This window comes from Halorhabdus rudnickae, assembly GCF_900880625.1.
Classification (GTDB): Archaea; Halobacteriota; Halobacteria; order Halobacteriales; family Haloarculaceae; genus Halorhabdus; species Halorhabdus rudnickae.
Genome location: NZ_CAAHFB010000002.1, coordinates 1 through 22,786, shown reverse-complemented (window position 1 = coordinate 22,786; position 22,786 = coordinate 1). Strand labels below are relative to the sequence as shown.

Below are 22,786 nucleotides of genomic sequence, written 5' to 3'. Positions count from 1 at the left end.
GTCAGTTTCAGGTGACGGGTGCCTGACGCTTGAGTGCTCGTCAAGCGTGTTGAGAATCGGGAAATACATGCGACTCGAAACTCGAACTGATTCTTCGAGTCGCTGGCCACAGACGTCAGCATGTGGTCTCCGATGACGCTGTTCGTTGTGTTCTCTGTAGTTCGACGTATACGGGTCACGATGTTGGCTCCAACAGCTATTCATCCGAGAAAGACTCCCAAAATATGTCGGGAAGTTCGCGGCCAGGATTCGCTTCGAGGTACTCCTTTTTTGTCAGATTTGCCTCTTCGATGAGTGAGGCGGCCTCGCCGGCCCAGACGTAGAACCCGATGAGTGTCTCCCGACGCATCCGTTCCAGGTCGACCGGGTGATACACGTTGACGACGCCGCCACCCTCTCGATTGAGTTCAGACCGTCGGAGCAATCCCAACTCGACGAGTTTGTTGAGATACCGCGTGACAGTGCTCCGGTCGTAGCCGAGTTCCTCGGCGATCTCGTTTGCCGAAAGTGGACCTTCACCAATAACGCACAGGCAGATATCCAGTCCGGCTTTCGGGAGCCCAAACGCTTGGAGAAGTACCTGTTTCACATCCGGTGGTTTGACACTCATCTCTAGATCCGTCACCTGTTCCATCGGTTGTTCGTGACAGGACATCGGCGGATCGTCGCTTCCGACGACGAGAACGACGTTATCACACTCGGAGACGGTACATTCATAGATGTCGTACCGGCCGGAATTCGGATCGTATTGGACCTCGTCACGTTGTTCATCGGATTGGACTGTACTTTGATCAGACATCGCTCGTCGAATCCTCCATTTATATCTCGTCTGTTAGGCCCCGAGCCGATAAATACTAGTTGCGCAATCCGCTGCGAATCCGCATTTCGAATCGATGATCACCAACTCATCGGTATCGAGAGCCAGTAACTTATCGAAATCCAACGTGGGATAACCTCTTGCTCACTGGAATGCTTATCCGGCCGCCGACCATACTGTCACACGATGGTTGAAAACGCCGGTCGTATTACGGTGTATTCCGATTACGTGTGTCCGTTTTGTTACCTTGGTCGGCGGTCACTGGAGGAGTATCAGGAGACACGCGCCCGTGACCTCGAGATCGACTGGCAACCGTTCGATCTTCGGAGTCAAAAACGCGGACCGGATGGGGAGATTGACCACTCGATTGACGATGGCAAAGACGACGCGTACTTCGAGCAGGTACAACAGAATGTCTCCCGATTGAAAGAGAAGTACGACGCCGACGAGATGCTCGAGCTCGATGACCTTCCGGAGAACCTGGATTCGTTCGGTGCACAGGTTGCTTCGTTCTATGTGGACGAAGAGTATCCCGAGCAATGGCTTGCCTTCGACGAAGCGATCTTCGAGGCGCTGTGGATTGATGGGCGAGACATCGGCGATGTCGATGTCTTATCGGACATCGCGGACGAGACTGGACTGGACGGTAACGAGATTCGAACTGCGGTCGCGGACGAGCAACTTCGTGACTGCCTCCGAGAGCAATTTACTGAAGCACGGCAAGACGGTGTGACAGGCGTCCCGACCTTCGTATACGATGGGGCAGGCGCTCGGGGCGCAGTTCCGCCTGAACAACTGGAGCGACTCGTCGAGGGGACGTGATTCTCCGTTGCGTGTGTTCCGTTCTTGCACGCTCCCCTGTGGTTTCGCCGAGGGATGAAGTCGACAACCGGGAATCACATCATCGATACAGTCTACCCGCTCCCGACGTTTTCCGAGGCGTTCAAGCCGGCTTGCCAGGCGTTCCGTCGGGACGCCTCGACGATGAGTTGCTGTGTCGAGTGAACGATAGGGGGTCAGTCGGGAGCCTCAGCCGGGCTGCTTCTCCGTCGTCGATCCGAACAGGGAGGGCGTTCCGCCCGACATGTCTTCGTCTGTAGTCAGTTCTCACGCACAGGTCAGTGAGCAGTCGTAGCTTTTGCTGTAGAGCCAGTACCCCTCGGCAGCCGGTTCCATCGGTGTCGTATATGTCAGAGACAGCCTGGGGCCGTCCTTCCGGTCGAGTGTCTCGACGAAGTGCCACTCCTCAGTGCGCTCAGAGAGCGTGATGCGATACTGCCAGACATGGACGTGTTCGTCGGTCACGTACACGGCGTACGTTTCCGGCATGACGTCCTCTCGGTCCGGCGTGATATCGGGTCCGCTGGTGTCGGAACTCATCGAAGTGCCTCCGGCGGTGAGCCCCAGACGTGGACGTTCGTTTCCGGACATTCATCGTGATCTCGCGGCGTCTCGGTCCATCGCGGTGCGGGAACTGTCTCGGTGCCCATCGTCTGAGGAATCGTGATAGATTGGCTTGAACGTAGCTTACCCGTGCGTAATGGGAACACGGACAAGTAGCCTCTCTCTTCTTAGACTGGGTCAGAATCCGTCGGGATCTCGACGAGTGCGGGGCCGTCGTAGGCGATCGCCTCCTCAAGCGCGTCATCAAGGTCTCTTCCGGCATCGACGGACACTCCGTATCCCCCGCAGTTATCGGCGTAGGCCGCAAAGTCGGGATTGACCAGATCGGTCTGCCAGACGTCCCAGCCACCAGTGCGTTGCTCCTTGCTGATCTTGCCGAGTTCGTCGTCGTTGAGCAGGACGTGCGTAAGATCCATGTCGTACTTAACGGCGGTTGTAAACTCGCTCAGGTACTGCCCGAACCCGCCGTCGCTCGACACCGAAACCACGGGCCGTCCGGTGAACGGAGTGTCGGCTTCCTGCGTCGCGGCCCAGGCACCCATCGCCGCCGGGAATGCAAAGCCGATCGATCCGAGATACCCGGACATGAGGACTGTCTGGCGTTCGGGCTCGAAGTAGCGACCGAACGCGTAGGTGTTGTTCCCGACATCGACCGGGATGATCGCATCGTCGGGAACGACTCGGGTCATCACATCGAAGATCGTCGCGTAATTGACCCCACGTTCGGCCGGCTGCTCGCGTCGCGTGGCCTTCTCTTCACGCCACAGTGCCCACCGATCGGCGAGTTCCTCGCGCTGGCTCTCCGCGGCGAGATCCCCGTCGTTCTCAGGGAGCCGATCGCGGATCTCGCCGACAGTCACGCCGATCTCACCCCAGACGGGAACGTCGACACTGTGGAATTTCCCAAGTGCCATCTGATCGAAGTCGACCTGGATAATGTCCTTGTACTCGGCGATCCCCGTGTGATTCGAGAAGCTGGCACCGAACACCGCGAGCAGGTCGGACTCGTTCATAAAGTGACTCGCGATCGGCGTCCCGCTACGACCGAGGACGCCGCCGGCGAGCGGATGCGAGTCGGATATCTGGCCCTTGGCCTTGAACGTCGTCAGGACGGGACAGTCCAGCCGTTCGGCGAGAGCGACGATCCCGTCCATCTCGAAGCGAGCCCCGTGGCCCACGACGATCACCGGCCGCTCGGCGGCTTCGAGCAGTTCGACCGCGCTCGCGATGTCGTCGTCCGGTGGCGTGATGTCGCGGTCGGTGAGACGCCCCTCGGGAGTCCCGGGTTCGACTCCTTGGGCATCCATCGTCTGTATCTCGTCGGGGAAGATCAGGTGTGAGACGCCGCGGTCGAGGATCGCGGTCTTGGCCGCCCGCGTTGCGAGTTCGGCGTGCTGGCTGTCCGGGAGGATCGTCGCTTCGAACTCGGCGACGTCGCCGTAGGCTGCCTCTAGATCGACCTCCTGGAAGTTGCCGGTCCCGAGGACCTGAGACTCGACCTGGCCAGTCAGGGCGATCGTCGGCGAGCGGTCGACAGTGGCGTCCCACAACCCCGTGAGCATGTTCGTCGCGCCGGGTCCCGCGATCGAGAAGCAGGCGGCGGGCCGGCCGGTCAGTTTGCCGTAGGCCGATGCTGCGAAGGCTCCGGCACCCTCGTGGCGGACGCCGTAGTACGTGAGATCACCACGCTCGGCGGCGGTTCGAAGCGCCTCGGCGAGCCTGAGGTTCGAGTGGCCGACGATCCCCCAGACCTGCCGGACACCCCAGTTGTTGAGTGTCTCGACGATGACGTCCGAGACCGTTCGTTCCCGGGGTGACTCGACCGGAAAGCCAACGTAGACGCCGTCCTCACGTTCCTCGACGGGGTAGGTCGTCACACAGTCGTCGAACTCCCCCGGCGTCTCGCCAGAGTCGGGGTAGAAATCCCAGCCGTGCCAGGGGCACCGTAAGAGCCCGTTCTCGATCGATCCCTCGCCGAGCGGCCCGCCCTGGTGAGGACACTCGTTGTCGAGTGCGTGATACGTACCGTCGTAGTGGGTGATCGCGACCGTCGTTCCGTCACAGGTTACCGGTTCGACCCGCCCTTCCGGGAGCTCGCCTGGATCGAGCGCCTTGTGCCAGTGGATTTCCGTGGGATCGTCGCCAATGTCGTTTGCGGACATATAGCACGATGTGTGCCGGCAAACCAACTAAATCCCTGGTTACGGATCGGTTAGTGCCCAGAATTCCAGACACGACCATAGATATACATATAATAGTCGAGATTCAACTATCGGTATGGACATTTCCTTCCGGATTCTCTCGGTTGGTGATGATCCGGATTTTGCGGATTTAGTCGTGGATGGTTTACAGGAGATAGACGACCGATTCGAAGTATTGGAGACAGCGAACCCGCACGATGGGATCGAATACATCGAGACGGAAGCTATCGACTGTGTCGTCTCAGCATACGAGCTATCCGAAATGGATGGGATCGAGTTCCTCAAAACGATTCGAGGTGAGTACCCCGAGCTTCCGTGTATTCTCGTTAGCGGGCAAGAATCCGAGACGATTGTCCGGGATGCGTTCCTCGCGGGCGCGACGGATTACCTCCGGAAAGAAGCGCTCATCGACACGTCTGGGTCGCTCACCACCCGGATCACGGATGCCATCGAGCGGGGAGGCCGGACCGTAAGCCGCTCGCAACGCGCACACGAGCGAGACCACCGGGCGGCACTGTTCGACAACTCGCCGGATCCGATCATGGAGATCGAATTCGACGGCGAGACGCCGATCATCACGGCTGTCAACACCCCATTCGAGGAAACGTTCGGATTCGAGGCAAGCGATACCGTCGGCCAGCCAGTCCACGACGTCGTCGTTCCGGACGAGGAACGTGGCGAACACGAGCGGCTGAAACGGCAGGTATTCGAACGAGATTCTGTGGAGACGGACGTCCGCCGAGAAACGACCCGTGGGGTTCGGGAATTCCACCTTCGGGTCATCCCCATCGACATCGGCGACGTTTCCAATGGCGCGTACGCCTGGTACACCGACATCACCGAGCGAAAGGAGCGCGAACGGGTGCTCGGAGAACTCCACGACGTGACCCGGAAGTTCATCCGGGCGTCCTCGGCCGAGGAGGTCGCCGCTCTGGCCGTCGAAGCGGGGCGTGACATCCTCAAACAGCCCTACACGCACTTCTACAGATTGACCGATGACGGGCGGCGACTGACGCCGATCGCAGCGACCGAAGAGATGGACGACCGGTTTGGCGACCTCCCGGCGTTCGACCGGGGTGACGGGTTACTCTGGAAGGCACTCGAGGCGGGCACGATCCAACGGTACGATGACGTGCAGGCGGAGGACGACCTGGCGAGCAACCTGCCGATCAGGGGGGCAATCATCGCGCCGGTGGGCGACGTCGGCGTCTTCGGGAGTGCGTCCCCGGAGCCGGCTGAATTCGATCCGTTCGATCGGGAACTCGCTTCGATCCTGATCACCCAGATGGAAGCCGCGCTGGAGGCAGTGCATCGACGAGAAGCGCTCCGTGTCCACGAGCAGGAACTCGAACGGCAGAACGAGCGCTTAGAGGAGTTCGCCGGGGTCGTTGCCCACGACTTGCGAAACCCCCTGAACGTGGCCGTTGGGCGCGTCGACATAGCCCAGAAGGACTGCGATTCCGAACACCTTGACGTCGTCGACCGGGCGCTCGATCGGATGGACGAACTGATCGACCAGACGCTGACGCTGGCACGGAGTGGACAGGTCGTCGGCGAGACCGAGTCGGTAGATCTCTCCACTCTCTCCGAACAGTGCTGGCGAAATGTCGACACGGCCGAGGCGACGATGCGAACGGACAACGCCCCGGTGATCGACGCCGACCCGGAGCGGTTACAACACCTCTTCGAGAATCTCTACCGAAACGCGATCGAGCACGGCGGCGAGGACGTGACCGTGACGGTCGGCGGCCTGGACGACGGCTTCTACGTCGAAGACGACGGCCCGGGGATTCCGGTCGAGGCGCGTGAGGACGTCTTCGACACCGGGTACTCGACGAACGAGGAAGGGACGGGCTTCGGATTGCGGATCGTCGAGCAGATCGTCGAATCTCATCACTGGGACATTTGGTTGACAGAGGGGACCGAGGGGGGCGCACAGTTCGAGATCTCTGGTGTTACGTTCGCCGGCCGGTAGTTCCGCGCTTCTTCCGTCTGGATCGGTCACGGCTGTCTATTCGAGAAAATAACGCCTCAGCTATACCACAAGCGTCTGTCGAAAACCTCGGTCTACAGGAGTCACTCGTCATCCAGCGACGGGAATTTCCTCTCGTAGCGAGTAACGACAGTTATGAACGTTCGACAGGTCGTCCCGAGAGACGCGATTCCGAGCGTCGATGAGCCGACGTTCGGCGATCACTACGTGGGCGCGAGTGACGATCGAATCCTCGTTGTTGACGTCGATCCACCCCGGGCCTACCCCATTCGGTACCTCAACTACCACGAGATTGTCAACGACGTCGTTGACGGTGAGCCGATCGCCGTGACCTGGTGTCCGCTCTGTGGGAGCGCCGTCGTCTTTGACCGAGAACACGCGGGACGGACGCTGGAGTTCGGCGTGTCCGGAAAGCTCGCCGACGACGATCTCGTCATGTACGACCGCGAAACCGGCAGCGAGTGGAAACAGTCCACCGGCGAGTGTATTGCCGGTCGATTTGAGGGGGAGTCACTCTCGGTACGCCCGGGCCCGATGGTGACGGGGGAACAATTCCAGGTGTCCTATCCAGACGGCATCGTTCTCCAGAAACCTGGTGGGCGAAGCGAAGCCGCAAGTGAGGACGATTCGCCCGCGTCGATCGAGTACGATCAGTCTCCCTACGAGTCGTACTTCGAGATGGACGGGTTCGGCCTGGACGCACACCGTGGCGACGGGTCTCGCAAGTGGGATCGGACCAACGACATCGCGCCGAAAACGATCGTCCTCGGTGTCGAAATTGGGAGCGACGCACGCGGGTTTCCTCTCCCGCGCGTCCAGGAGGCCGACGGCGTCGTCCGGACGACTGTCGGTGGGCGGGACATCGTCGTCTTCGCGGACGAAACGACTGGAATCCACGGGTTCCTCGATCCGGGCCATGCCTTCGAATGGGAGGACGATCACCTCGCCGGCGACGGCACGACGTGGGATCCCGCAACCGGCCGATCGGCTGACGGGCGGCGACTACAACGACTCCCGACGAGACGACTGTTCGCGTTCGCCTGGCAAGACGACCACGGTCCTGACGCGTTCTATTAACCCTCGTGTGCCCATTCGATAGCTTCTGCCCGGTCATCAGTGACGGTGATCTCCAGGCCACTCGTGTCCATCTTACCCCGGAGTGACAGCGCTTTGATCCCGTCTGCGACAGTTGCCCAGCGACTGATCCCTCCAGTGACTGCCCGTTGGGCCGTCCGCTCCCAGACTTCGAACGTTTCAGGGGTAAACGGATCGTCGAGTTCGACGACAGTCACTAACCCGTCGGCGTCGTGTTCTGTGAGTAGCCGTTCGTATGTCTCGTAGGCTTCCTCGCCGAACGTCTCCAGTTCCATCCCTGGCAGGAACTCGAAGACGATGACGCCATCGTCGAACTCCGCTGTCCATCTGTCGCCTCGCTCGGTCTCGGACATACGTCCAACGTGGGGTGACCCGCTATTTCAACCCTCTTGAGGCACAGGAAATCGGGTTACGACGCGGTTAGACGGAAGTCGCCTTGCTCGTTCCGTCGGGTTCGAGACGATCGACGAGATTCCGGGCGAGGCGCTGTCACAAATGAACGAATGATACTCTCGATAAGCAGACGGTCGCCCTCCACGCCCGGATTACACGGGAGTAACCACACTGTTTAGATAAAGCTCCCCGTAGCGAGCGTGTGCTTTCGGCGTTCACGCCCGAACTGATCGCGGTCATGGCGGTCGTGATCGTCGTCGCCGGCGCCGTCAACGGCCTGGCCGGCTTCGGGTTCGCCCTCGTCGGGACGATGGCGCTGGCGACGGCCATCGATCCGACGACGGCCGTTGTGTTCATGATCGCGCCGATACTGGGCGTGAATCTCTCGCTCCTCGGGGACCTCTCGGTCGAAGATCTCCGAACCTGCGGTCGCCGATTCTGGCCGCTCATGCTCGCAGCACTGGTCGGGACGCTCGCCGGCCTCGTCGTCCTCGATCGCGTGCCACAAGGCCCACTAAAGATCGGCCTCGGCATGGTCTCACTGGGCTTCGTTATCAGCACCCAGGAAATCATCCCGATCCCGGGCCTCGACCGCGCAAAAGAGGGTTGCTTCGTCGAATCGACAGCCGGCATGCTCGGTGTCGGTGCCGTTTCGGGGCTGCTCTTCGGTGGGACGAACGTCGGCGTCCAGTTGGTGGCGTATCTCCGGAGCTGTAATCTCTCCCATGGCCTGTTCGTCGGCGTCGTCGCGATGGTCTTTCTGGGACTCAATGGCATTCGGATCGGCGCGGCCGGCGCGCTCGGCCTCTACCCCAGCCTCGGGCTCGCAGTGGCCTCGTTCGTTGCCGTCCTCCCGGCTGTCGCTGGCGTCGCCGTCGGGAAGCGACTGCGGACGGTCGTTAACGAACGCGGGCGACGAGTCGTGGTCCTGACACTCCTAACTGTAATCGGCACGCGGCTCGTCCTCGGTGGGCTCGGCGTCGCGTGAAGACACCACGCGGACTGCAACCTCACTCCGTGGAAGTGTCGAGTCCGTCCGCGAGTTCGTTCGCCTGGCTGATGGCGTCGATGACCTTGCTCGCGAGAGCCTCGATGTCGTCGGCGTAGGTCTGGGTGGTTTCGGCCATCGAATCGACGCTCTCGGAGGTCTCGACCGCACTGTTGGCGATCGCGTCCAGATCGCCGACGGTCTCGGAGATCGAGTCGGTTGCGCTCGTCGTCTTCTCGTCGACGGTGTCGATGTGTTCGATGGTGTCGGCAGTCTCCGCACGGACGTCCGTGACGATGTCGTCGATGCTCGCCGCGTGCTCCTGTGCCTCCTCGGCAAGGTTCTTGACCTCGTCGGCGACGACGGCGAATCCCTCGCCGGCTTCTCCCACCCGGGCAGCCTCGATCGAGGCGTTCAGCGCCAGCATGTTCGTCTGATCGGCGATCTCGTCGATGAGCGCGACGATCTCGTCGATCTCGGTCATCGTCTCCCGGAGTTCCTCGAGTTCCGCACAGGCCGTCGCAGCCGCTTGTTGGGCCTCGCGTACCTCGGCGTGTGCCTCGTGGGCCGACGATTGGGCATGTTCGGCCAGGTCGGCCGTTTCGGAGCTGGACTCGTTGGCCGCCGCGGCGTCACGTGACAGGGATTCGATGGCATCGCTGGACTCACTGAGTTCCGAACCGATGACCGACAGGAGTCGAGAGTGCTCGACCGCCAGTTCCGGGAGACGACCGTCGACGCTGCCCGCGTGAGGTTCGTTGTCGGTTGATCCGGGAGAGGTCTTCGGATCACTCATTGACGATCACGCTCCCTGATCTTGCCGAGTGATATGAAACTCGGATCGGGTAACCCGAACCTCAGTCCCACTTTTGCACCTCGTGTGAGAACGTCTAACAGCAATGTCCGACGACGAACACGCCTGCAAGTGCGGTGAGACGTTCGATACCCTCGATGAATTGAAGGCACATGCCGAGGAGAACCATCCTGATCTCTACGAGGAGAAGTTCGAGTAGGTTCCGAACAGCCAACTCCGGGGAATTCCGCCCGCCCCAGCCATCGACCGGTTCGCATCACAGCCACCTCGTTTTGTGACGGTTACAACGCATGAATTACCGGAATGAAGGCGGGGGACTCCGTAAAGATGGCTCCGACGGGTAACTCACCGCCAGGTCTCCGGTAACTATATAAGTGATTACGGATCGTTGGCCCGAGCGCCGTCGAACTCCTCCCAGAAGATCGTATCAAGTGACTCCTCGTGATCCTCATCCAGATACTCCGCCTTCGTCAGGTTCGCTTCCTCGATCAGCGCAGCGGCTTCACCTGCCCAGGCGTAAAATCCTGTCAACGTTTCCTTGCGCATTTCCTCTAAATCGACCGAGTGGAACACGGAGACGAACCCGCCGCCCTCGCGATTGAGTTGTGACTTCTCAAGCAGTCCAAGATCGACGAGTTCGTTCAAATACGACCGGATCGTGCTCTCGTCGTAGTCGAGTTCGGCAGCCACCTCGGCCGGTGAGAGGGGTCCCTCACCAATCACGCACAGGCAGATATCCAGACCCGCCTTCGGGAGGCCGAAGGCGTCAAGAAGCACCTCCCTGATGTCCGGCGGTTCGATGTCCATCGTTGCCTCGGTGACGCGCTCCATCGGTTCGTTGTGACAGGTCATGCCGCCCTCACAGTCCTGCATCGAGAGGACGATGTTCCGACAGTCGGTGCAGCGATATATTGCATACGGCCGATCGGAGATGTCACCACCCCCGCCGTTCTCGGACCGGAATGCGGGACCGTCCGCGGATTGCTCGTCGCTCATTGATTGTTGTTGCGTGAGTGGACTGTCGGCGGGGTTGGCTAAAGGGTTTTCGCGCGTCCAGTCAGCAGGAATCCTCGGTATCGACGATGATCGGTCCACACTCGACATCTAAGTCGAGGAACTCCCGCCCAGTCACCGTCGGTCGATACCCGTTCTCGACGGGTGCAAGCAACTCGCAGTCGACCAGCTGGCGAAATCTCGTCTCGATCGCCGCCTCGTCACGTTCGAGGAGGCCCCTTATCGCCGCCGGAGTGACGGGCCCGCCGGTGGTGTCGTAGTGTTCGACGGCCGCAGCGAGCACCGGGCAGTTTTCGTGTTCCATGTGAGAAGTCGGTTGTTGTCGATTGGATTGGGCGGTACACGCGCGACAGTCAACTGATCAGACCACACCCGCGCCGAGGACGCCACCCAGGACGGCCCCGTAGACCAGGTGGAAAAAGAGGAAAAGGCCGACATCTTTCGGTTCGGGATCCAGCGCGAGGACGACGTTCATCCAGAAGCCCGCGGCCCCAATGAACAGCACGACGCCATAGCCGAGGCCGGCACCGAGGGCGGTCACGAGCGCCACGTCCCCGAACCCAGCGACCGGCAACAGCGCAGCCAGGACGACACCGGCCCCGACGCCGTACAGCATGTGCAGGACCATCCCCTGCATCATGTACGATTCAGGACCCTCGTTGCCCACGTATTTCGACCAGAATAGCGCCGTGGGCGGCGGGGAGTCGTCCCCAAGCGTCATCATGAAGACGGTCATGACGACCGTCGCGATCAATCCACCGACGAGCCCGCCGAGCAGCGTGATTTCGACCATTTGTGTATCTCCTGTGTGCCCGGTCTCCCAGGTCACGTTAGCAATACCAACGGGATCCTCCCCATAACGTCTTGCTGAGGGATGAGAAACACGATCACCGTCGAGTAACCCGCCGAGCGCTGTAATATAGCGACTGGACAGATGCATACCGAACTCACCACAACCGATCTCCCGAACTTTCGAGTGTGATGACCAGTAATCGCGACCGATGCCGATTCGTGACCGACCTCGTTCGATCTGGCTTCTGGGACTACTGCTCGGTCAACTTTCAGTTCGCGCCTGTATCGGCGGCATCGCGTTACTGGCGGCCCCGTCCGGATCACTCGTTGGACTCTCGACTGCTCCGCTTCAGAACACCCCGCTTGGTGACTTTTTCCTGCCAGGCTTGGCGCTCCTGCTGGCGTTCGGAGTGGTGCCCGCGATCGTCTGCTATGGCATCTATGCGAACAGAGGGTGGGCCTGGAGCGGGGCACTCCTCGTGGCTCTTGCGCTGTTCATCTGGATCGGACTTGAGGTGGGTATCGGGTTCACTCGACCGACCGTCTTCTTGAATCTCGGGACTGCACTCGCCATTGTGGGAGTCGCCGCGTATCCAGCTGTTCGCCACGACCTTCGTACCGGTCCAGCGTGACATCCTCCGCGCCCTAAAGGGCGCGGCTTCCCTGCATGGGAATACCGGCTAACTACCGGCAGAGGGTTCCGACCCGGCCTCTCCGAGCGTCATCTGCCGTGGGTGGCTCTGCTCGGTGGGGGTCGCGGTGCTGTCACAGGCACTCCCATCCCGTGAGATGTCATCGCCCGCCGGTTTCAGCGGCAGGCTCTCACCCCACGGGTCCTGGCGGTCAGCGATGTTGACCGCGGCGTTGATGTCTGCGTGATACTCCGATACCCAGCACTCCTCGTTCGTACACCGGAACTCGTCGCCGTTCCGATATCCGACGTGGCCGCACTCGTGACACGTCTGGCTCGTGTAGGATGGTTCGACGTATCTGACCGGAAGTCCAGCCTCTCGCGCTTTGTCCTCGATGCGTTGTTGAAGCCGAGCGAACGCCCATGCGTGGAGGCGTCGGTTCATCCACTCGCCGTAATCGATCTCGTCGCGGATGTCCGAGAGGTCTTCCAGCACGAGGACTGGCTTCTCGAACCGGCAGGCGTACTCGACGGCCCGCCGAGACGCCTTCTCGATGATGTCAGTGAGTGCGTTCTGGTAGTGGTCGAATCGCTCGTCAATCCGCCACTCGGCGGCATCACGCTCTTGGAGTCGCTTGAGCGTCATGAACATTTCCTTGCGAAGGTGACGAGCGCGCCCACCGGTGATGAGCAGCGGGTCGGTCGGAGTACCCTGCTCGCAGGCACAGCCCGCCAACAGGTGTGCTTCGCCAATGTCGAAGCCGACTGGTGTTACATCGTCGTCGGCGGATTCGTAGTCTGGTTCTTCGACCGGATACTCGACGGTGACGTGGAGTCTCCACGACGTGCGGTGGCGTTGCAGGCGGAGTTGTCCCGCCGACGCCTCACTCTCCTCGCCAACGAGGGCGTGCCACAACTCCTCTTGGGCAGGGTTGATACGGAGTGGTACCCAGAAGTTCGTTCCCCGACCGGGCTGTGGCACCCACCACGTAAACTCATAGTCGCGTTCGGGCGAGTGGTCGAACTCGGCGGCTTGGTTGGTAAGTCGAACCGGATGGTCGTCGTCCAACTCCTGTGCGTCGTAGGTGCCGTGTAGTTGGGGAACGTAGTTGCACAGCGCCGCTTTCGCCTGATACGGCAAGTCGTAGGGCGTCACCACCTCGCTGGTGGCGGTCATGGTCTCGCACCCAGCCTCGAACGCTTCGTGGAGTCCTGCCCGGTAGGTGTCGAGCAAGTCACACAGTTTGCGCTCTTTGTGGGCTGTCGGTGGGGCGAGCGTGGCCTCCAGCGTTTTCGTAGTTGTTGTGGTCATGCTACTGCTTTTCCACGTAATCCATCAACACGTCAATGCTGACCTGCCCGGTCGTGGCGAGGAAATACCCCGGTTGCCAGAAAGCATCTTCGAGGCGGTCTTTCACCTCGGGGTATTCCGTCCGAATCCGGCGCGAAGTGACGCCTTTCAGGGAGTTGATGAACTTCGTGAGGGTGGTGGTTGGTTTGGTCCGAAACAGGATGTGAACGTGGTCGGTACCACCGTCCACGCTCTGAATGTCGGCCTCGAAGTCCTCTGCAATCTCGTGGGCGACTTCAGCCACGCGCTCCAGTCGCTCATCGGTGAGAATGTCAGCGCGGTACTTCGTGACGGTCACAAAATGATATTGGAGCGCGTAGACCGTGTGCGACCCGGATTGCAGGTTGTACTCCATTTGGCCTTACCAAATATGGTACACCCAAGTTGGATAACTCTTGTGCTAGTGGGTATTCAGTCAGGCAGACCCGGGGAGTGTGGTACCGGGCGTACGCGATTCACGCCCGGCCTGAAGGCCGGGATTCGCTCGCTGAATGAAGATAGGGTATCCATCGCACGAATCCAGCACAATCCACGACTTCAAAAGAGACACTCACAGCAAGTGCCGGCCATCCGACCGGTATGGGCGATGTACTTTCCTGACGGGGTTATGGAACCTCTCCTTGCATTGACCCCTCGTACCACTCCCCGGTCTGACCACCACAATTGGTACAGTAGGCGACGATAGTCGTATCGCCATTTTCGCTCGCTAGACGATTGTGTGTCTGTTCGTCGCAGTTCGAACAGTATCGGAGTTTGCGTTGCTCCCCGTACGCCAATGGCGCACCAAGCGCGAGCGCACGGACGCGATCGTCTCCTCGGTTCCAGCCGCGCTGGAATTCCCCGCGGTCAAAACGGATGAGTTCGCCTTCCTCAACCACTATTGGACCGTCTTCAGTCTCGAACGTGGCTGTCCCTTCCTGAATATAGAACACTTCTTCTTGGACTTCGTGATTGTGATACGCGAACGCGAAGCTGTCCCCCGGTTCGAGTTCGTAGTAGTTGATTGCAAGATCCGTCGTCCCGAGGGGGTCGGTAAGCTGACGCATCACTGCCGCCGGCTGAACAGCGTTCTCGACATCGTCGATACGCAATTTGTTCATGTCCGCCTTTGCGATTCGGAATGAGAAAAAAGAGAGGACTCACGCCGCCATCTGTTCAGGAATATCGTTGACCAGTCATTCCGTATCGATCAGCTCTCGGACGTATTCACTGTCAAACGGGCCGTCGTATATGAGGTCGAGCCGATCGTACACCACGGCAGGAATACCGATGTCTGCCAACAGCAGGGAGCAATCAAGTCCCTGCAGCCCCGTCTTCGGCAGTGCGAGCGTGACCACGAGGTCAGTATCAACGGCGACTCCTGGTTGCTCGCCAGTCGTCGCGTTCCTTCCCGTCGGCACGTCGAGCGAGATGACGGTGCTTTCGGCGGAAATCCGTCCGACGAGATCCCCCGCGGTGCCGCCAAGCGGGCCGTCGAGTCCGTACCCCACCAGCGCATCGACGATAATCCCGTCCGATTGGAGTTCGTCCGGGGCGATGGTGACAGGGACGTCCATCGCATCCAAAACGCCGTACTGGGTCGCTGTCACGCCACTAAGTTCTTGAGCGGGTCGATCAAGGGTAACCGCGACGTCGCGACCGTGGTTGGCGAGGTGACGAGCACACGCGAGTCCACCGCCGCCGTTGCCACCGTCACCGGCGAGGATCGTCACGGGCTCGTCTTCGTCGGTTCGCTCCCGCACGACCCGAGCCAGGTTCCGGCCGGCGTTCTCCATCATCGAGAAGAGTGGGAGACCGACATCTTCGACGGCGATGCGATCGACGCCGCGCATCTCTGCGGCCGTGACGGCAGTTACTGGATGGCCGTTGCCCGTCTGGAATGCGGCACGATTCACGCGCAGTCACCACGGTGTCCGATCATACGGCATCTTGTGGTCGAACCGACCTGAACTTGACTGGTGTCAACGGAAGAAGGTTACCGTAACGTGAGGTGGAGATTTAACCCCTCTACGTGAGTTTCAGCTGTGACCCGACTAGACCTACTCGACATCGACGACATCCCGGAGGAGTACCATCACCTGTTCACCGACGACTACCTGGGCGATCGCCACATCTTTCGCGTGTGGGCCCACAATCCCGAAGTCCTCGAAGCCACCCTGGAGTACCTGAACACGTTGTACGACCAGCTCACTCCGCGGACGAAAGAACTGGTCATCCTCACGGTCGCCCGAACGCATCGCGCACGCTATGAGTGGCATCAGCACGTCGATATCGCCCGGCCGAAAGGCGTCGAGACCAGTGAAATGCGGGCCATCGGCGGTGACGATTTCTCGGTGTTCTCTGACGAGGAGTTCGTCCTGCTCCAGTACGCCCGTGCAGTCGCCGAGGGCGAGGTGACCGACCAGATTCACGATGCGCTCGCGACCGTCTACGAGCCCGGCGAGATCGTCGCGATCGGGTTGATCGTCGATTTCTACGTGGGGCTGTGTAACTACGTCGCATCGGTCGATCTCCCCTTCGAGGGCAGTGAGTTCGTCGGTTGGACGCCGAGCGACGAACGGATCGCCGAGTTCTTCGCGTAAGGATGGACGTGCCAGTGCGGGCCAACCGGTTCGTCGCCTTCGGCGTTGTGGCTTCGCTGAGCATGGTCGCCGTCTCGGGTCAGCTGCCCTCGATCGCGGCGTTCCCGACCGGCCAGTTCCTCGCGCACTGGTGGGTGTTCCCTGCCTCGATCGTCTTCTCGACGATCGCGCTTGCTGCCGGCGTCTCAGGCGCGCTGTTCTTCAGTCCCTTCTTCATGCTTGGCGTTGGGTTGACACCGGCACAGGCGATCGGTGCCGGCCTCCTGACGGAGGTTTTCGGGATGGGCAACGGCCTCCGATCGTACGTCAAGCAGGGCGTCGTGGACTATGACACCGCAAAGTGGCTGTTGGTTGGTGCAGTCCCGGCGACCGTCGTCGGGGCGCTGCTCGCCCACGCTGTCGATCCGACGCTGCTCAAACTTCTGTTCGGGGCCGGGCTGGTTCTTCTCGGTGCCTTTCTCGTCTACTACGATCCACCGGAGGACTGCGAGCCTGGCGAGTGCGAAAACGAGTTCCTCGAAGCAAAGAACACCGGCCGCGGCACGACGACGATCAAGGCCGCCGACGGCGAGACGTTCACCTACGAGACGTGCTGGCGACCGCCCGGATTGAGTCTCTCGATGCTCGGCGGGTTTATTACGGGACTGATCAGTGCTGGACTGCCGGAGATCGTCACGACGCAGTTGATCGTCCGGTGTCGCCTCCCGCCGCGCGTCGCGGTCGCCACTAGTGTTTTCACGCTCGGGATCGCCGCCGGCGCTGGCGCGATCGTCCACGCCCTCTCGGCGTCGCCGGTCTGGTACGTCGTCGCCTGGTCGATCCCCGGTGTGCTCGTCGGCGGGACCATCGGCACCCGCGTCGGCAAGTACGTCCCCAGCGACCTGATGGAAGTTGGCCTCGGCATCGTCTTCGGGCTCGTGGGCGCGCTGGTGCTCGGCGTGGAGTTGCTAGCGTGATCCCTCGCTCTGCACGAGATCCCACTTACTTCGCCGTGAGCTAGCATTATCTGTAGGGGCTGTGAAGATAGTGCGTATGAGTGACGATTTCGAATTGACCGAACCGGAACTGACAGCCGATGACTTGCTCGTCATCGATGATCCCCGCTTTACCGCTGAAAGCGTCGCGCTCGTGACGGGCGCGGCGAGCGGGATCGGACAGGCGACGGCTGTCGCGCTGGCCGCCAACGGTCTGACGGTCGTCGGGGCTGACGTCGACGAGGATGGCCTCGCCGAAACGGGTGATCTAATCGCCGAATTCGACCTGCCCGGTCCGTATCACCCCGTCGAGACTGATCTGACCGACGACGATGAGGTGGACGCCGTGGTCGAAGCCGCCGCCGAGCAGGGCGACCTTCGGTACGTTGCCAACATCGCCGGGATGCAGCACATCGACCCGATCGCGGAGTTCCCGATGGACAAGTACGACCTCCTGACGGACATCATGCTGCGAGCACCGTTTTACACCGCCAAGCGGGCGATGCCACACATCCGTGAGACCGACGACGGCGTGGGCGCGATCGCGAACATGTCCTCCGTACACGGTCACTACGCCACACAGGCCAAGCCGGCCTACATCACGGCCAAACACGGCATCACCGGGCTGACCAGGGCCATCGCCGCCGAGGGCGAGGGCTCACTCCGGGGCTTTTCGGTCTCGGTCGGGTACGTCCTGACGCCGCTGATGGTCAACCAGATCCGGGACACCGCCGAGAAGCGCGGTATCTCCGAGCAGGAAGTCGTCGAGGACGTCATGCTCGGCCAGGCCCGCACGAAGGAAATGATGACGCCAGCAGAAGTCGCGAATCTCTTCGTCTTTGGCTTCTCGTCGCATGCCAGCCACCTCAACGGCGGCGATCTCTTATTCGACGGCGGATATACCACTACCTATGAGTGAGACGACGAACGTGGCTATCGCGTGTCAAGGCGGCGGGAGCCACACGGCATTTACCGCAGGTGTCCTCGAAGAAATGCTACGCGAGTGCGACTGGGATGACGAGTTCGAACTTGTCGGGATCAGCGGTACCTCCGGCGGTGCGTTCAACGCCCTCGCCGCGTGGTACGGCCTCGTAACCGAGGGGCCGGACAGGGCGGCCGATCTCGTGAACGCGATCTGGGACGACCTCGCGGCCAACGGTTTCGATGATCGGATGCTCAACTCCTGGCTGAAGGGAGTCAATAAACTACAGTCGAGCGGAATGCCACTCCCGCAAATAACTCCGTACCAGGTACCGGGAAAAGAGATCGGCAAGGAACGCATCCGAGACGTCCTAGAGGCCCACATTGACTTCGAAGCGATTCCGGATTACTGCCGAATGAGTAACCCAGAACTCGTCGTCGGGACGGTCAACGTCAACGCTGGAGTCTTCGAAACGTTCGTCGACGAGGATGTGACCGTCGATGCCGTCCTCGCATCGGCGGCCGTCCCCAACGTCTTCGAGGCCGTCGAGATCAACGGTCACTATCACTGGGACGGCCTCTTCTCACAGAATCCGCCCGTCGGTGACATGATGCATCAGCCGCCCGAGCGCAAGCCGGACGAACTCTGGATTATCCAGATCAATCCCCAGGAGTTCGAGGGTGAACCCACGAGTCTGGAGGAGATCGCCGACCGACGAAACGAGCTGTCGGGGAACATCTCGCTGAACCAGGAACTGGGGTTCATCGAGCAGATCAATGAGTGGGTCGAAGACGGAAAACTTCCTGCCGAGGAGTTCTCGAAGACCGACATCCACCGTATCGACATGGGTGAGCGATTCCACTGTTCGACGAAAATCGATCGCGATCCGACCTTCATCACCGAACTGATGGACCTCGGGAACCAGCGGTGTGAAACGTTCCTCGACGAACGGCGATGAGACCGCAGTCCACGATCCGACAGAGCAACGAATCGTGGGGGACAACGTCGAGACAAGACGAATGAACTACGAGTACGCAGGCGACACTCATAGAGAACTTGTCGAGTCGTATCGAACAGACGAGTCGCCGTTTCCAACGGATTCCTCACGGACGTATCCTCGTCGCGAGTTCCTGCGCGAGGAACCGCCGCTTCTCAAACAACTCTTGTTTCCCAGATGCTGGAATGCGACGGAGTTGTTGGACGATCCCGATGAAACGCACCGTCGGCTGACTGAGCTCGGTCGCTGCATGGAGACAGGCATCACCGCCTATTCCGATCAGGACGAAGAGACCGTGACGGAGGTGATCGACGGGACGCTCGACCAGTTACCGGCGATCCGACGTGCCCTCAAAAAGGACGTCGAGGCGGCGTACAAGGGTGACCCGGCAGCGAAAAGCTATTGTGAGATCATCCGGTCGTATCCCGGGTTTCACGCGACCCTGACCCATCGTGTCGCGCATGTGCTCTATGAGGCGGATATCTTCGCCTACGCCCGGGAACTCGCCGAGTACGCCAGAACCGAGACAGGTATCGATATCCACCCCGGGGCCGAGATCGGTGAGTACTTTTTCGTCGATCACGGGTCTGGCGTCGTCATCGGCGAGACCGCGACCGTCGGTAACTGGGTCCGTATTTATCAGAACGTCACGCTGGGCACGCTCCACTTCGAGGAAGAGGAGGAAGGCGAGGGGCATATGCTCGCCAAAGACTACAAGCGTCATCCCGACATCGGCGACAACGTCGTTATCGGCGCCGGAAGTAACGTACTCGGGACGGTCGAAATCGGCGATCACGTGAGTATCGGTGCGAACTCGTGGGTGACTGAAGACGTGCCCGAGAACACGAGCGTGTTCATCGCTGAACATCCCAAACAGACGCGCAAGCCCAACCGGTGACTGACTGAACGCTTGCGAAGTGGGGTTGCTGGCCAGAGCAAACAAGTCGTTTGAAAACGTCGCGGACAATGGAAACGCCGTTAGATCACCCGCACGTGAGATTTTCAGTCCAGTGTCAAGCGGTCACTCCCCGTAGGTGTGGAAATCAACGGCCTGTTCGAGCAGTTGGTCGGGAATTCCCGGGACTTCCTCGTCGCGAACTGGTCCCTGTGAATCCAACACGTCGGGGTCGCGGGGGAAATCACGCAACGAGAAGTGAATGTCGATGCCAGCTTTCGCGCCTGCACCGAGCGCGATCGGGAGCTGGTTGTGGCCCGGGGTCAGGTCGCCGACCGCGTAGACCTTCTCGACACTCGTCCGGCCGTGATCGTCAACCTCGACAGTCCCGTCAGCGTTGATTTCACAACCGAGTTCCCGCGCAAGGCCATTGTTGTACTCCGCGCCGTACATGGCAAACCCGCCCTTGTACTCCCTGACATCACCGCCCTCGAATTCTAACGCCTTCAGCCAGCCGTCCTCGCCGTTCTGGACGCCGGCGATGTCGTCGTGAATCACGTTGATCGGATGGGCCTCAAGCGTCTCGGCCGTTTCGTCACTCCACTCGGGTTCGTTCCCCCGGGTCAGCAGATCCACCTCGTCGGTGAAGTTGAGCATGATCCCTGCAACGTGGACTGCGCTCTCGCCATGGCCCATGACGTACACCGGCTCGTCGACGAACATGTGGGCGTCGCAGTGCAGACAGTAGTGCAGTCCCCGGCCTGTGCGGGGCAGCGGCGGGTCGGGGCGGACGTCGTTGAATCCCGTTGCGAGAACGACCGCCTGAGCGGTGTACTCGTTGTCATTTCCCACGAGAGTGATGGCGTCACCGTCGCGCGAACATGAGGTGACGCGGTCGCGATAGAAGTCACACCCATATTCTTCTAGTTGTTCGCGACCGACCCCGAGCAGGTCCATCCCACTTTCGTCCTCGGGAACGCCGATCAGGTTGTGGACCTCCTGGATCATAGCTGCCCGGCCGCCGCCGACATCGACAATGGCGGTTCGATGGCCGAGCCGGGTCGTGTACAGTGCAGCAGATTGGCCAGCAGGACCGCCACCGACCACGATAACGTCGTACTCGTTTTGATCGTTCGTTTCGGGCATATCTGTGGGGAACGGTCATGAGGCACAAATAGCTACGCCTGACGGAACCCCAGTTACGCGTACCTCACCCGCTCACGCAAACGCTACCGGTCGTTCATGGCCCTTGAGGGAGACAGAACGAACATGTCAGAACAAACCTTCACCACTGACGCCCTGGACTTCGAATTACCGAACGTTGGGATCGGTCCTGACCCCCTCTCGCTCGCGGAGGTGATCGACGCCTCCGACTTCGCCGTATTGCTCTTCCTGCGGGATTACCACTGCCCGAAGTGCAAGGCACAGGTCAGCGAGATCAGCGAGCACGCTCGCACGTTCAACGAACTGAAGACGGCCGTGCTGCCGATATTACCTGAACCGCGCGAGCGCGCGGCCGACTGGCGGGACAACGTCGTCGAGGAGTTCCCGTTTCCGCTCCTGGCCGACGGCGAGAAACGCGTCGCCGACCAGTACGACCAGCCGACGCGGTATGGGCCGGTCGGCCAACTGCACGACTTACTGGGGCGACTTCCCCAAAGCGTCGTCCTCGATACGCGCGGCGATGCTGCCGAAGTGATGTTCACCCATCGTGGGGACTCGATCGACGATCGACCGGCCGCCGAGGACCTGATTGGGACCGTCGAAGACGTTCAGGAGTCGTTCGTCTTCGACTGTTCGCTGGTGGAGTGCTGAAAACGATCTCGCCGCGCCGCCACTACTCGCTCAGCGCGTCTCGGAACGCGTACTCGACGGCCTTGTTCAGCGTCGGGTGGGCGTGGATAGTATCCGTAATATCGCTGACCTGTCCAGATCCCGCCCGCATTGCGACCAGCACCTCGTGGATCATCGTCGAGGCCTCTTCACCAAGCATGTGACAGCCCAGGATCTCGCCGTCCGGCGTGGCAAGAACCTTCACGAAGCCGTGTTCCAGCTTCTTTGCCCGCCCCATCGGCGTGTCGGGGAGTGACTGCCGGCCGACGACGTATTCCTGGCCCGCGGCAGCGAGCTCGGCCTCCGTCTTGCCGACGCCGGCGACCTGTGGTTCTGTGAAGACAGCGTGGGGCATCGCAGAAAGGTCAATCGGCCGGTTAGCATCGTGGACGACATTGTCGATCGCGACGCGCGTCTCGTAATCGCCTGAGTGTTTGAACATCGCGTTACCCGCGATGTCGCCCTGGGCCCAGACGTTCTCCGCACTGGTCTGCAATCGTTCATCCGTCAGAATGAACCCGCGGTCGTCCGTCTCAATCCCGGCTGCCGCAACGTCGAGTGTGTCCGTGTTCGGTCGTCGGCCCGCCGCGACCAGCACCTCTTCGCCCTCGACGGTGATCGCGTCGTCGTCTTCGCTCTCAGCGGTGACCCGGACGGAACCGTTTACCGATTCGACGGCAGTCGCGCGATACCCGGTGTGAACCCCGTGACGATCGCGTGCGATATCGGTGAACGTCTCGCTCACGTCGGGATCTTCCCGGCCAAGAAGGGTCTCACCGGATTCGATGATGCGCACGTCTGTCCCCAGCGTTTCGAAGAAGTAGCCCAACTCGACAGCGATATATCCGCCACCGATGATGACGAGGCTCTCGGGTTGTTCGTCGAGATACAGCGCTTCACGACTGGTGAGATACTCGACCGAATCGAGGCCGTCGATCGGCGGCACGAGTGGACGACTCCCGGCGGCGACGACGACCTTGTCACCGCTGACGCGCTCGCCGTCGACCGTGACGGTTCGCTCGTCCACGAAGACAGCCTCGTCATTGTATAGCGTGAGATCGTCCTTCTCGCGGTAGGCCTCTTCCATACC

At 60.8% G+C, this 22,786-nt stretch carries 26 protein-coding genes; 12 read left to right on the top strand and 14 right to left on the bottom strand.

Going from position 1 to position 22,786, the window contains the following annotated elements:
* Positions 1-196 precede the first annotated feature (196 nt).
* Positions 197-799 carry a helix-turn-helix domain-containing protein gene (locus BN2694_RS11545; protein ID WP_135665643.1) on the bottom strand — a complete coding sequence of 201 codons (603 nt, stop codon included), beginning with the start codon at positions 797-799 and terminating at the stop codon, positions 197-199.
* 204 nt (positions 800-1,003) lie between these two features.
* Here BN2694_RS11545 and BN2694_RS11540 point away from each other — a divergent pair, with 204 nt between their 5' ends.
* Positions 1,004-1,639 (top strand): DsbA family oxidoreductase, encoded by a 636-nt coding sequence (locus BN2694_RS11540; RefSeq protein WP_135665641.1) that lies wholly within the window; start codon positions 1,004-1,006, stop codon positions 1,637-1,639.
* 54 nt (positions 1,640-1,693) lie between these two features.
* Positions 1,694-1,822 carry a hypothetical protein gene (locus tag BN2694_RS17945; RefSeq protein ID WP_280176680.1) on the top strand — a complete coding sequence of 43 codons (129 nt, stop codon included), beginning with the start codon at positions 1,694-1,696 and terminating at the stop codon, positions 1,820-1,822.
* Between the two features lie 102 nt (positions 1,823-1,924).
* Here BN2694_RS17945 and BN2694_RS11535 read toward each other — a convergent pair whose 3' ends face one another.
* Together BN2694_RS11535 and BN2694_RS11530 are read right to left on the bottom strand one after the other, a co-directional pair.
* Positions 1,925-2,197 carry a hypothetical protein gene (locus BN2694_RS11535; RefSeq protein WP_135665639.1) on the bottom strand — a complete coding sequence of 91 codons (273 nt, stop codon included), beginning with the start codon at positions 2,195-2,197 and terminating at the stop codon, positions 1,925-1,927.
* 191 nt (positions 2,198-2,388) lie between these two features.
* The gene (locus BN2694_RS11530) at positions 2,389-4,383 is read right to left on the bottom strand and encodes a thiamine pyrophosphate-binding protein (protein WP_135665637.1); all 1,995 of its coding nucleotides are present in this window, start codon (positions 4,381-4,383) and stop codon (positions 2,389-2,391) included.
* A 115-nt stretch (positions 4,384-4,498) separates the two neighbouring features.
* Between BN2694_RS11530 and BN2694_RS11525 the strand changes: the two genes are divergently transcribed.
* The gene (locus BN2694_RS11525; RefSeq protein WP_135665634.1) at positions 4,499-6,397 is read left to right on the top strand and encodes a hybrid sensor histidine kinase/response regulator; all 1,899 of its coding nucleotides are present in this window, start codon (positions 4,499-4,501) and stop codon (positions 6,395-6,397) included.
* Positions 6,398-6,550: 153 nt separating this feature from the next.
* A complete protein-coding gene (locus tag BN2694_RS11520) occupies positions 6,551-7,492 on the top strand; it encodes a DUF3179 domain-containing protein (protein ID WP_135665632.1) in 942 nt (313 codons plus the stop codon).
* Here BN2694_RS11520 and BN2694_RS11515 read toward each other — a convergent pair.
* Positions 7,489-7,863 (bottom strand): hypothetical protein, encoded by a 375-nt coding sequence (locus BN2694_RS11515; protein ID WP_135665630.1) that lies wholly within the window; start codon positions 7,861-7,863, stop codon positions 7,489-7,491. The genes BN2694_RS11520 and BN2694_RS11515 overlap by 4 nt on opposite strands.
* A 242-nt stretch (positions 7,864-8,105) precedes the next feature.
* Between BN2694_RS11515 and BN2694_RS11510 the strand changes: the two genes are divergently transcribed.
* A complete protein-coding gene (locus BN2694_RS11510; RefSeq protein ID WP_135665628.1) occupies positions 8,106-8,891 on the top strand; it encodes a sulfite exporter TauE/SafE family protein in 786 nt (261 codons plus the stop codon).
* A 22-nt stretch (positions 8,892-8,913) separates the two neighbouring features.
* Here BN2694_RS11510 and BN2694_RS11505 read toward each other — a convergent pair whose 3' ends face one another.
* The 4 genes from BN2694_RS11505 to BN2694_RS11490 form a co-directional block, all read right to left on the bottom strand.
* On the bottom strand, positions 8,914-9,687 hold the full coding sequence (locus BN2694_RS11505; protein ID WP_135665626.1) for a methyl-accepting chemotaxis protein: 774 nt from the start codon (positions 9,685-9,687) through the stop codon (positions 8,914-8,916).
* 396 nt (positions 9,688-10,083) lie between these two features.
* Entirely contained in the window at positions 10,084-10,701 is a 618-nt protein-coding gene (locus BN2694_RS11500) for a helix-turn-helix domain-containing protein (protein ID WP_135665624.1), read from the bottom strand.
* A gap of 61 nt (positions 10,702-10,762) precedes the next feature.
* Positions 10,763-11,023 (bottom strand): hypothetical protein, encoded by a 261-nt coding sequence (locus BN2694_RS11495; protein ID WP_135665622.1) that lies wholly within the window; start codon positions 11,021-11,023, stop codon positions 10,763-10,765.
* Between the two features lie 57 nt (positions 11,024-11,080).
* The gene (locus BN2694_RS11490; RefSeq protein WP_135665620.1) at positions 11,081-11,512 is read right to left on the bottom strand and encodes a hypothetical protein; all 432 of its coding nucleotides are present in this window, start codon (positions 11,510-11,512) and stop codon (positions 11,081-11,083) included.
* Between the two features lie 208 nt (positions 11,513-11,720).
* Between BN2694_RS11490 and BN2694_RS11485 the strand changes: the two genes are divergently transcribed.
* Positions 11,721-12,143: a hypothetical protein gene (locus BN2694_RS11485; protein ID WP_135665618.1), complete on the top strand. Its 423-nt coding sequence runs from the start codon at positions 11,721-11,723 to the stop codon at positions 12,141-12,143.
* Positions 12,144-12,191: 48 nt separating this feature from the next.
* On the opposite strand, the gene BN2694_RS11480 is transcribed toward BN2694_RS11485, so the two are convergent.
* From BN2694_RS11480 to BN2694_RS11465, 4 genes are all read right to left on the bottom strand, one after another.
* Positions 12,192-13,454: an RNA-guided endonuclease TnpB family protein gene (locus BN2694_RS11480; RefSeq protein ID WP_135665616.1), complete on the bottom strand. Its 1,263-nt coding sequence runs from the start codon at positions 13,452-13,454 to the stop codon at positions 12,192-12,194.
* A 1-nt stretch (position 13,455) separates the two neighbouring features.
* On the bottom strand, positions 13,456-13,848 hold the full coding sequence (tnpA, locus tag BN2694_RS11475) for an IS200/IS605 family transposase (protein ID WP_135665614.1): 393 nt from the start codon (positions 13,846-13,848) through the stop codon (positions 13,456-13,458).
* Between the two features lie 250 nt (positions 13,849-14,098).
* Positions 14,099-14,593, bottom strand: coding sequence for a cupin domain-containing protein (locus BN2694_RS11470; protein WP_135665612.1), 495 nt, complete (start codon positions 14,591-14,593; stop codon positions 14,099-14,101).
* Between the two features lie 75 nt (positions 14,594-14,668).
* Positions 14,669-15,388, bottom strand: coding sequence for an NAD(P)H-hydrate epimerase (locus BN2694_RS11465; protein WP_244605434.1), 720 nt, complete (start codon positions 15,386-15,388; stop codon positions 14,669-14,671).
* A 129-nt stretch (positions 15,389-15,517) separates the two neighbouring features.
* On the opposite strand from BN2694_RS11465, the gene BN2694_RS11460 reads away from it, so the two are divergent.
* The 5 genes from BN2694_RS11460 to epsC all read left to right on the top strand — a co-directional run bounded on the left by BN2694_RS11460 (position 15,518) and on the right by epsC (position 19,866).
* Complete coding sequence (locus BN2694_RS11460) at positions 15,518-16,075, top strand: carboxymuconolactone decarboxylase family protein (RefSeq protein ID WP_135665610.1); 558 nt, start codon at positions 15,518-15,520, stop codon at positions 16,073-16,075.
* 2 nt (positions 16,076-16,077) lie between these two features.
* Complete coding sequence (locus BN2694_RS11455) at positions 16,078-17,031, top strand: sulfite exporter TauE/SafE family protein (RefSeq protein ID WP_135665608.1); 954 nt, start codon at positions 16,078-16,080, stop codon at positions 17,029-17,031.
* 76 nt (positions 17,032-17,107) lie between these two features.
* Complete coding sequence (locus tag BN2694_RS11450) at positions 17,108-17,968, top strand: SDR family oxidoreductase (RefSeq protein WP_135665606.1); 861 nt, start codon at positions 17,108-17,110, stop codon at positions 17,966-17,968.
* A complete protein-coding gene (locus BN2694_RS11445) occupies positions 17,961-18,929 on the top strand; it encodes a patatin-like phospholipase family protein (RefSeq protein WP_135665604.1) in 969 nt (322 codons plus the stop codon). The genes BN2694_RS11450 and BN2694_RS11445 overlap by 8 nt, the downstream gene beginning before the upstream one ends.
* Positions 18,930-18,990: 61 nt before the next feature.
* On the top strand, positions 18,991-19,866 hold the full coding sequence (gene epsC, locus BN2694_RS11440) for a serine O-acetyltransferase EpsC (RefSeq protein WP_135665602.1): 876 nt from the start codon (positions 18,991-18,993) through the stop codon (positions 19,864-19,866).
* A 123-nt stretch (positions 19,867-19,989) separates the two neighbouring features.
* Here the strand turns inward: epsC and BN2694_RS11435 are convergent, their stop codons facing one another.
* Positions 19,990-21,009 carry an NAD(P)/FAD-dependent oxidoreductase gene (locus tag BN2694_RS11435; RefSeq protein WP_135665600.1) on the bottom strand — a complete coding sequence of 340 codons (1,020 nt, stop codon included), beginning with the start codon at positions 21,007-21,009 and terminating at the stop codon, positions 19,990-19,992.
* Between the two features lie 123 nt (positions 21,010-21,132).
* Here BN2694_RS11435 and BN2694_RS11430 point away from each other — a divergent pair, with 123 nt between their 5' ends.
* Positions 21,133-21,678 (top strand): peroxiredoxin family protein, encoded by a 546-nt coding sequence (locus tag BN2694_RS11430; RefSeq protein WP_135665598.1) that lies wholly within the window; start codon positions 21,133-21,135, stop codon positions 21,676-21,678.
* 22 nt (positions 21,679-21,700) lie between these two features.
* On the opposite strand, the gene BN2694_RS11425 is transcribed toward BN2694_RS11430, so the two are convergent.
* The coding region (locus BN2694_RS11425) for a dihydrolipoyl dehydrogenase (protein ID WP_135665596.1) at positions 21,701-22,786 on the bottom strand (1,086 nt) is incomplete at its 5' end.

Excerpts from the sequence above, each read along its gene's own strand:
- BN2694_RS11545 (WP_135665643.1), bottom strand. The coding sequence starts at position 799 with ATGTCTGATCAAAGTACAGTCCAATCCGATGAACAACGTGACGAGGTC.
- BN2694_RS11540 (WP_135665641.1), top strand. The coding sequence starts at position 1,004 with ATGGTTGAAAACGCCGGTCGTATTACGGTGTATTCCGATTACGTGTGT.
- BN2694_RS17945 (WP_280176680.1), top strand. The coding sequence starts at position 1,694 with ATGAAGTCGACAACCGGGAATCACATCATCGATACAGTCTACCCGCTC.
- BN2694_RS11535 (WP_135665639.1), bottom strand. The coding sequence starts at position 2,197 with ATGAGTTCCGACACCAGCGGACCCGATATCACGCCGGACCGAGAGGAC.
- BN2694_RS11530 (WP_135665637.1), bottom strand. The coding sequence starts at position 4,383 with ATGTCCGCAAACGACATTGGCGACGATCCCACGGAAATCCACTGGCAC.
- BN2694_RS11525 (WP_135665634.1), top strand. The coding sequence starts at position 4,499 with ATGGACATTTCCTTCCGGATTCTCTCGGTTGGTGATGATCCGGATTTT.
- BN2694_RS11520 (WP_135665632.1), top strand. The coding sequence starts at position 6,551 with ATGAACGTTCGACAGGTCGTCCCGAGAGACGCGATTCCGAGCGTCGAT.
- BN2694_RS11515 (WP_135665630.1), bottom strand. The coding sequence starts at position 7,863 with ATGTCCGAGACCGAGCGAGGCGACAGATGGACAGCGGAGTTCGACGAT.
- BN2694_RS11505 (WP_135665626.1), bottom strand. The coding sequence starts at position 9,687 with ATGAGTGATCCGAAGACCTCTCCCGGATCAACCGACAACGAACCTCAC.
- BN2694_RS11500 (WP_135665624.1), bottom strand. The coding sequence starts at position 10,701 with ATGAGCGACGAGCAATCCGCGGACGGTCCCGCATTCCGGTCCGAGAAC.
- BN2694_RS11495 (WP_135665622.1), bottom strand. The coding sequence starts at position 11,023 with ATGGAACACGAAAACTGCCCGGTGCTCGCTGCGGCCGTCGAACACTAC.
- BN2694_RS11490 (WP_135665620.1), bottom strand. The coding sequence starts at position 11,512 with ATGGTCGAAATCACGCTGCTCGGCGGGCTCGTCGGTGGATTGATCGCG.
- BN2694_RS11485 (WP_135665618.1), top strand. The coding sequence starts at position 11,721 with ATGCCGATTCGTGACCGACCTCGTTCGATCTGGCTTCTGGGACTACTG.
- BN2694_RS11480 (WP_135665616.1), bottom strand. The coding sequence starts at position 13,454 with ATGACCACAACAACTACGAAAACGCTGGAGGCCACGCTCGCCCCACCG.
- tnpA (WP_135665614.1), bottom strand. The coding sequence starts at position 13,848 with ATGGAGTACAACCTGCAATCCGGGTCGCACACGGTCTACGCGCTCCAA.
- BN2694_RS11470 (WP_135665612.1), bottom strand. The coding sequence starts at position 14,593 with ATGAACAAATTGCGTATCGACGATGTCGAGAACGCTGTTCAGCCGGCG.
- BN2694_RS11455 (WP_135665608.1), top strand. The coding sequence starts at position 16,078 with ATGGACGTGCCAGTGCGGGCCAACCGGTTCGTCGCCTTCGGCGTTGTG.
- BN2694_RS11450 (WP_135665606.1), top strand. The coding sequence starts at position 17,108 with ATGAGTGACGATTTCGAATTGACCGAACCGGAACTGACAGCCGATGAC.
- BN2694_RS11445 (WP_135665604.1), top strand. The coding sequence starts at position 17,961 with ATGAGTGAGACGACGAACGTGGCTATCGCGTGTCAAGGCGGCGGGAGC.
- epsC (WP_135665602.1), top strand. The coding sequence starts at position 18,991 with ATGAACTACGAGTACGCAGGCGACACTCATAGAGAACTTGTCGAGTCG.
- BN2694_RS11435 (WP_135665600.1), bottom strand. The coding sequence starts at position 21,009 with ATGCCCGAAACGAACGATCAAAACGAGTACGACGTTATCGTGGTCGGT.
- BN2694_RS11430 (WP_135665598.1), top strand. The coding sequence starts at position 21,133 with ATGTCAGAACAAACCTTCACCACTGACGCCCTGGACTTCGAATTACCG.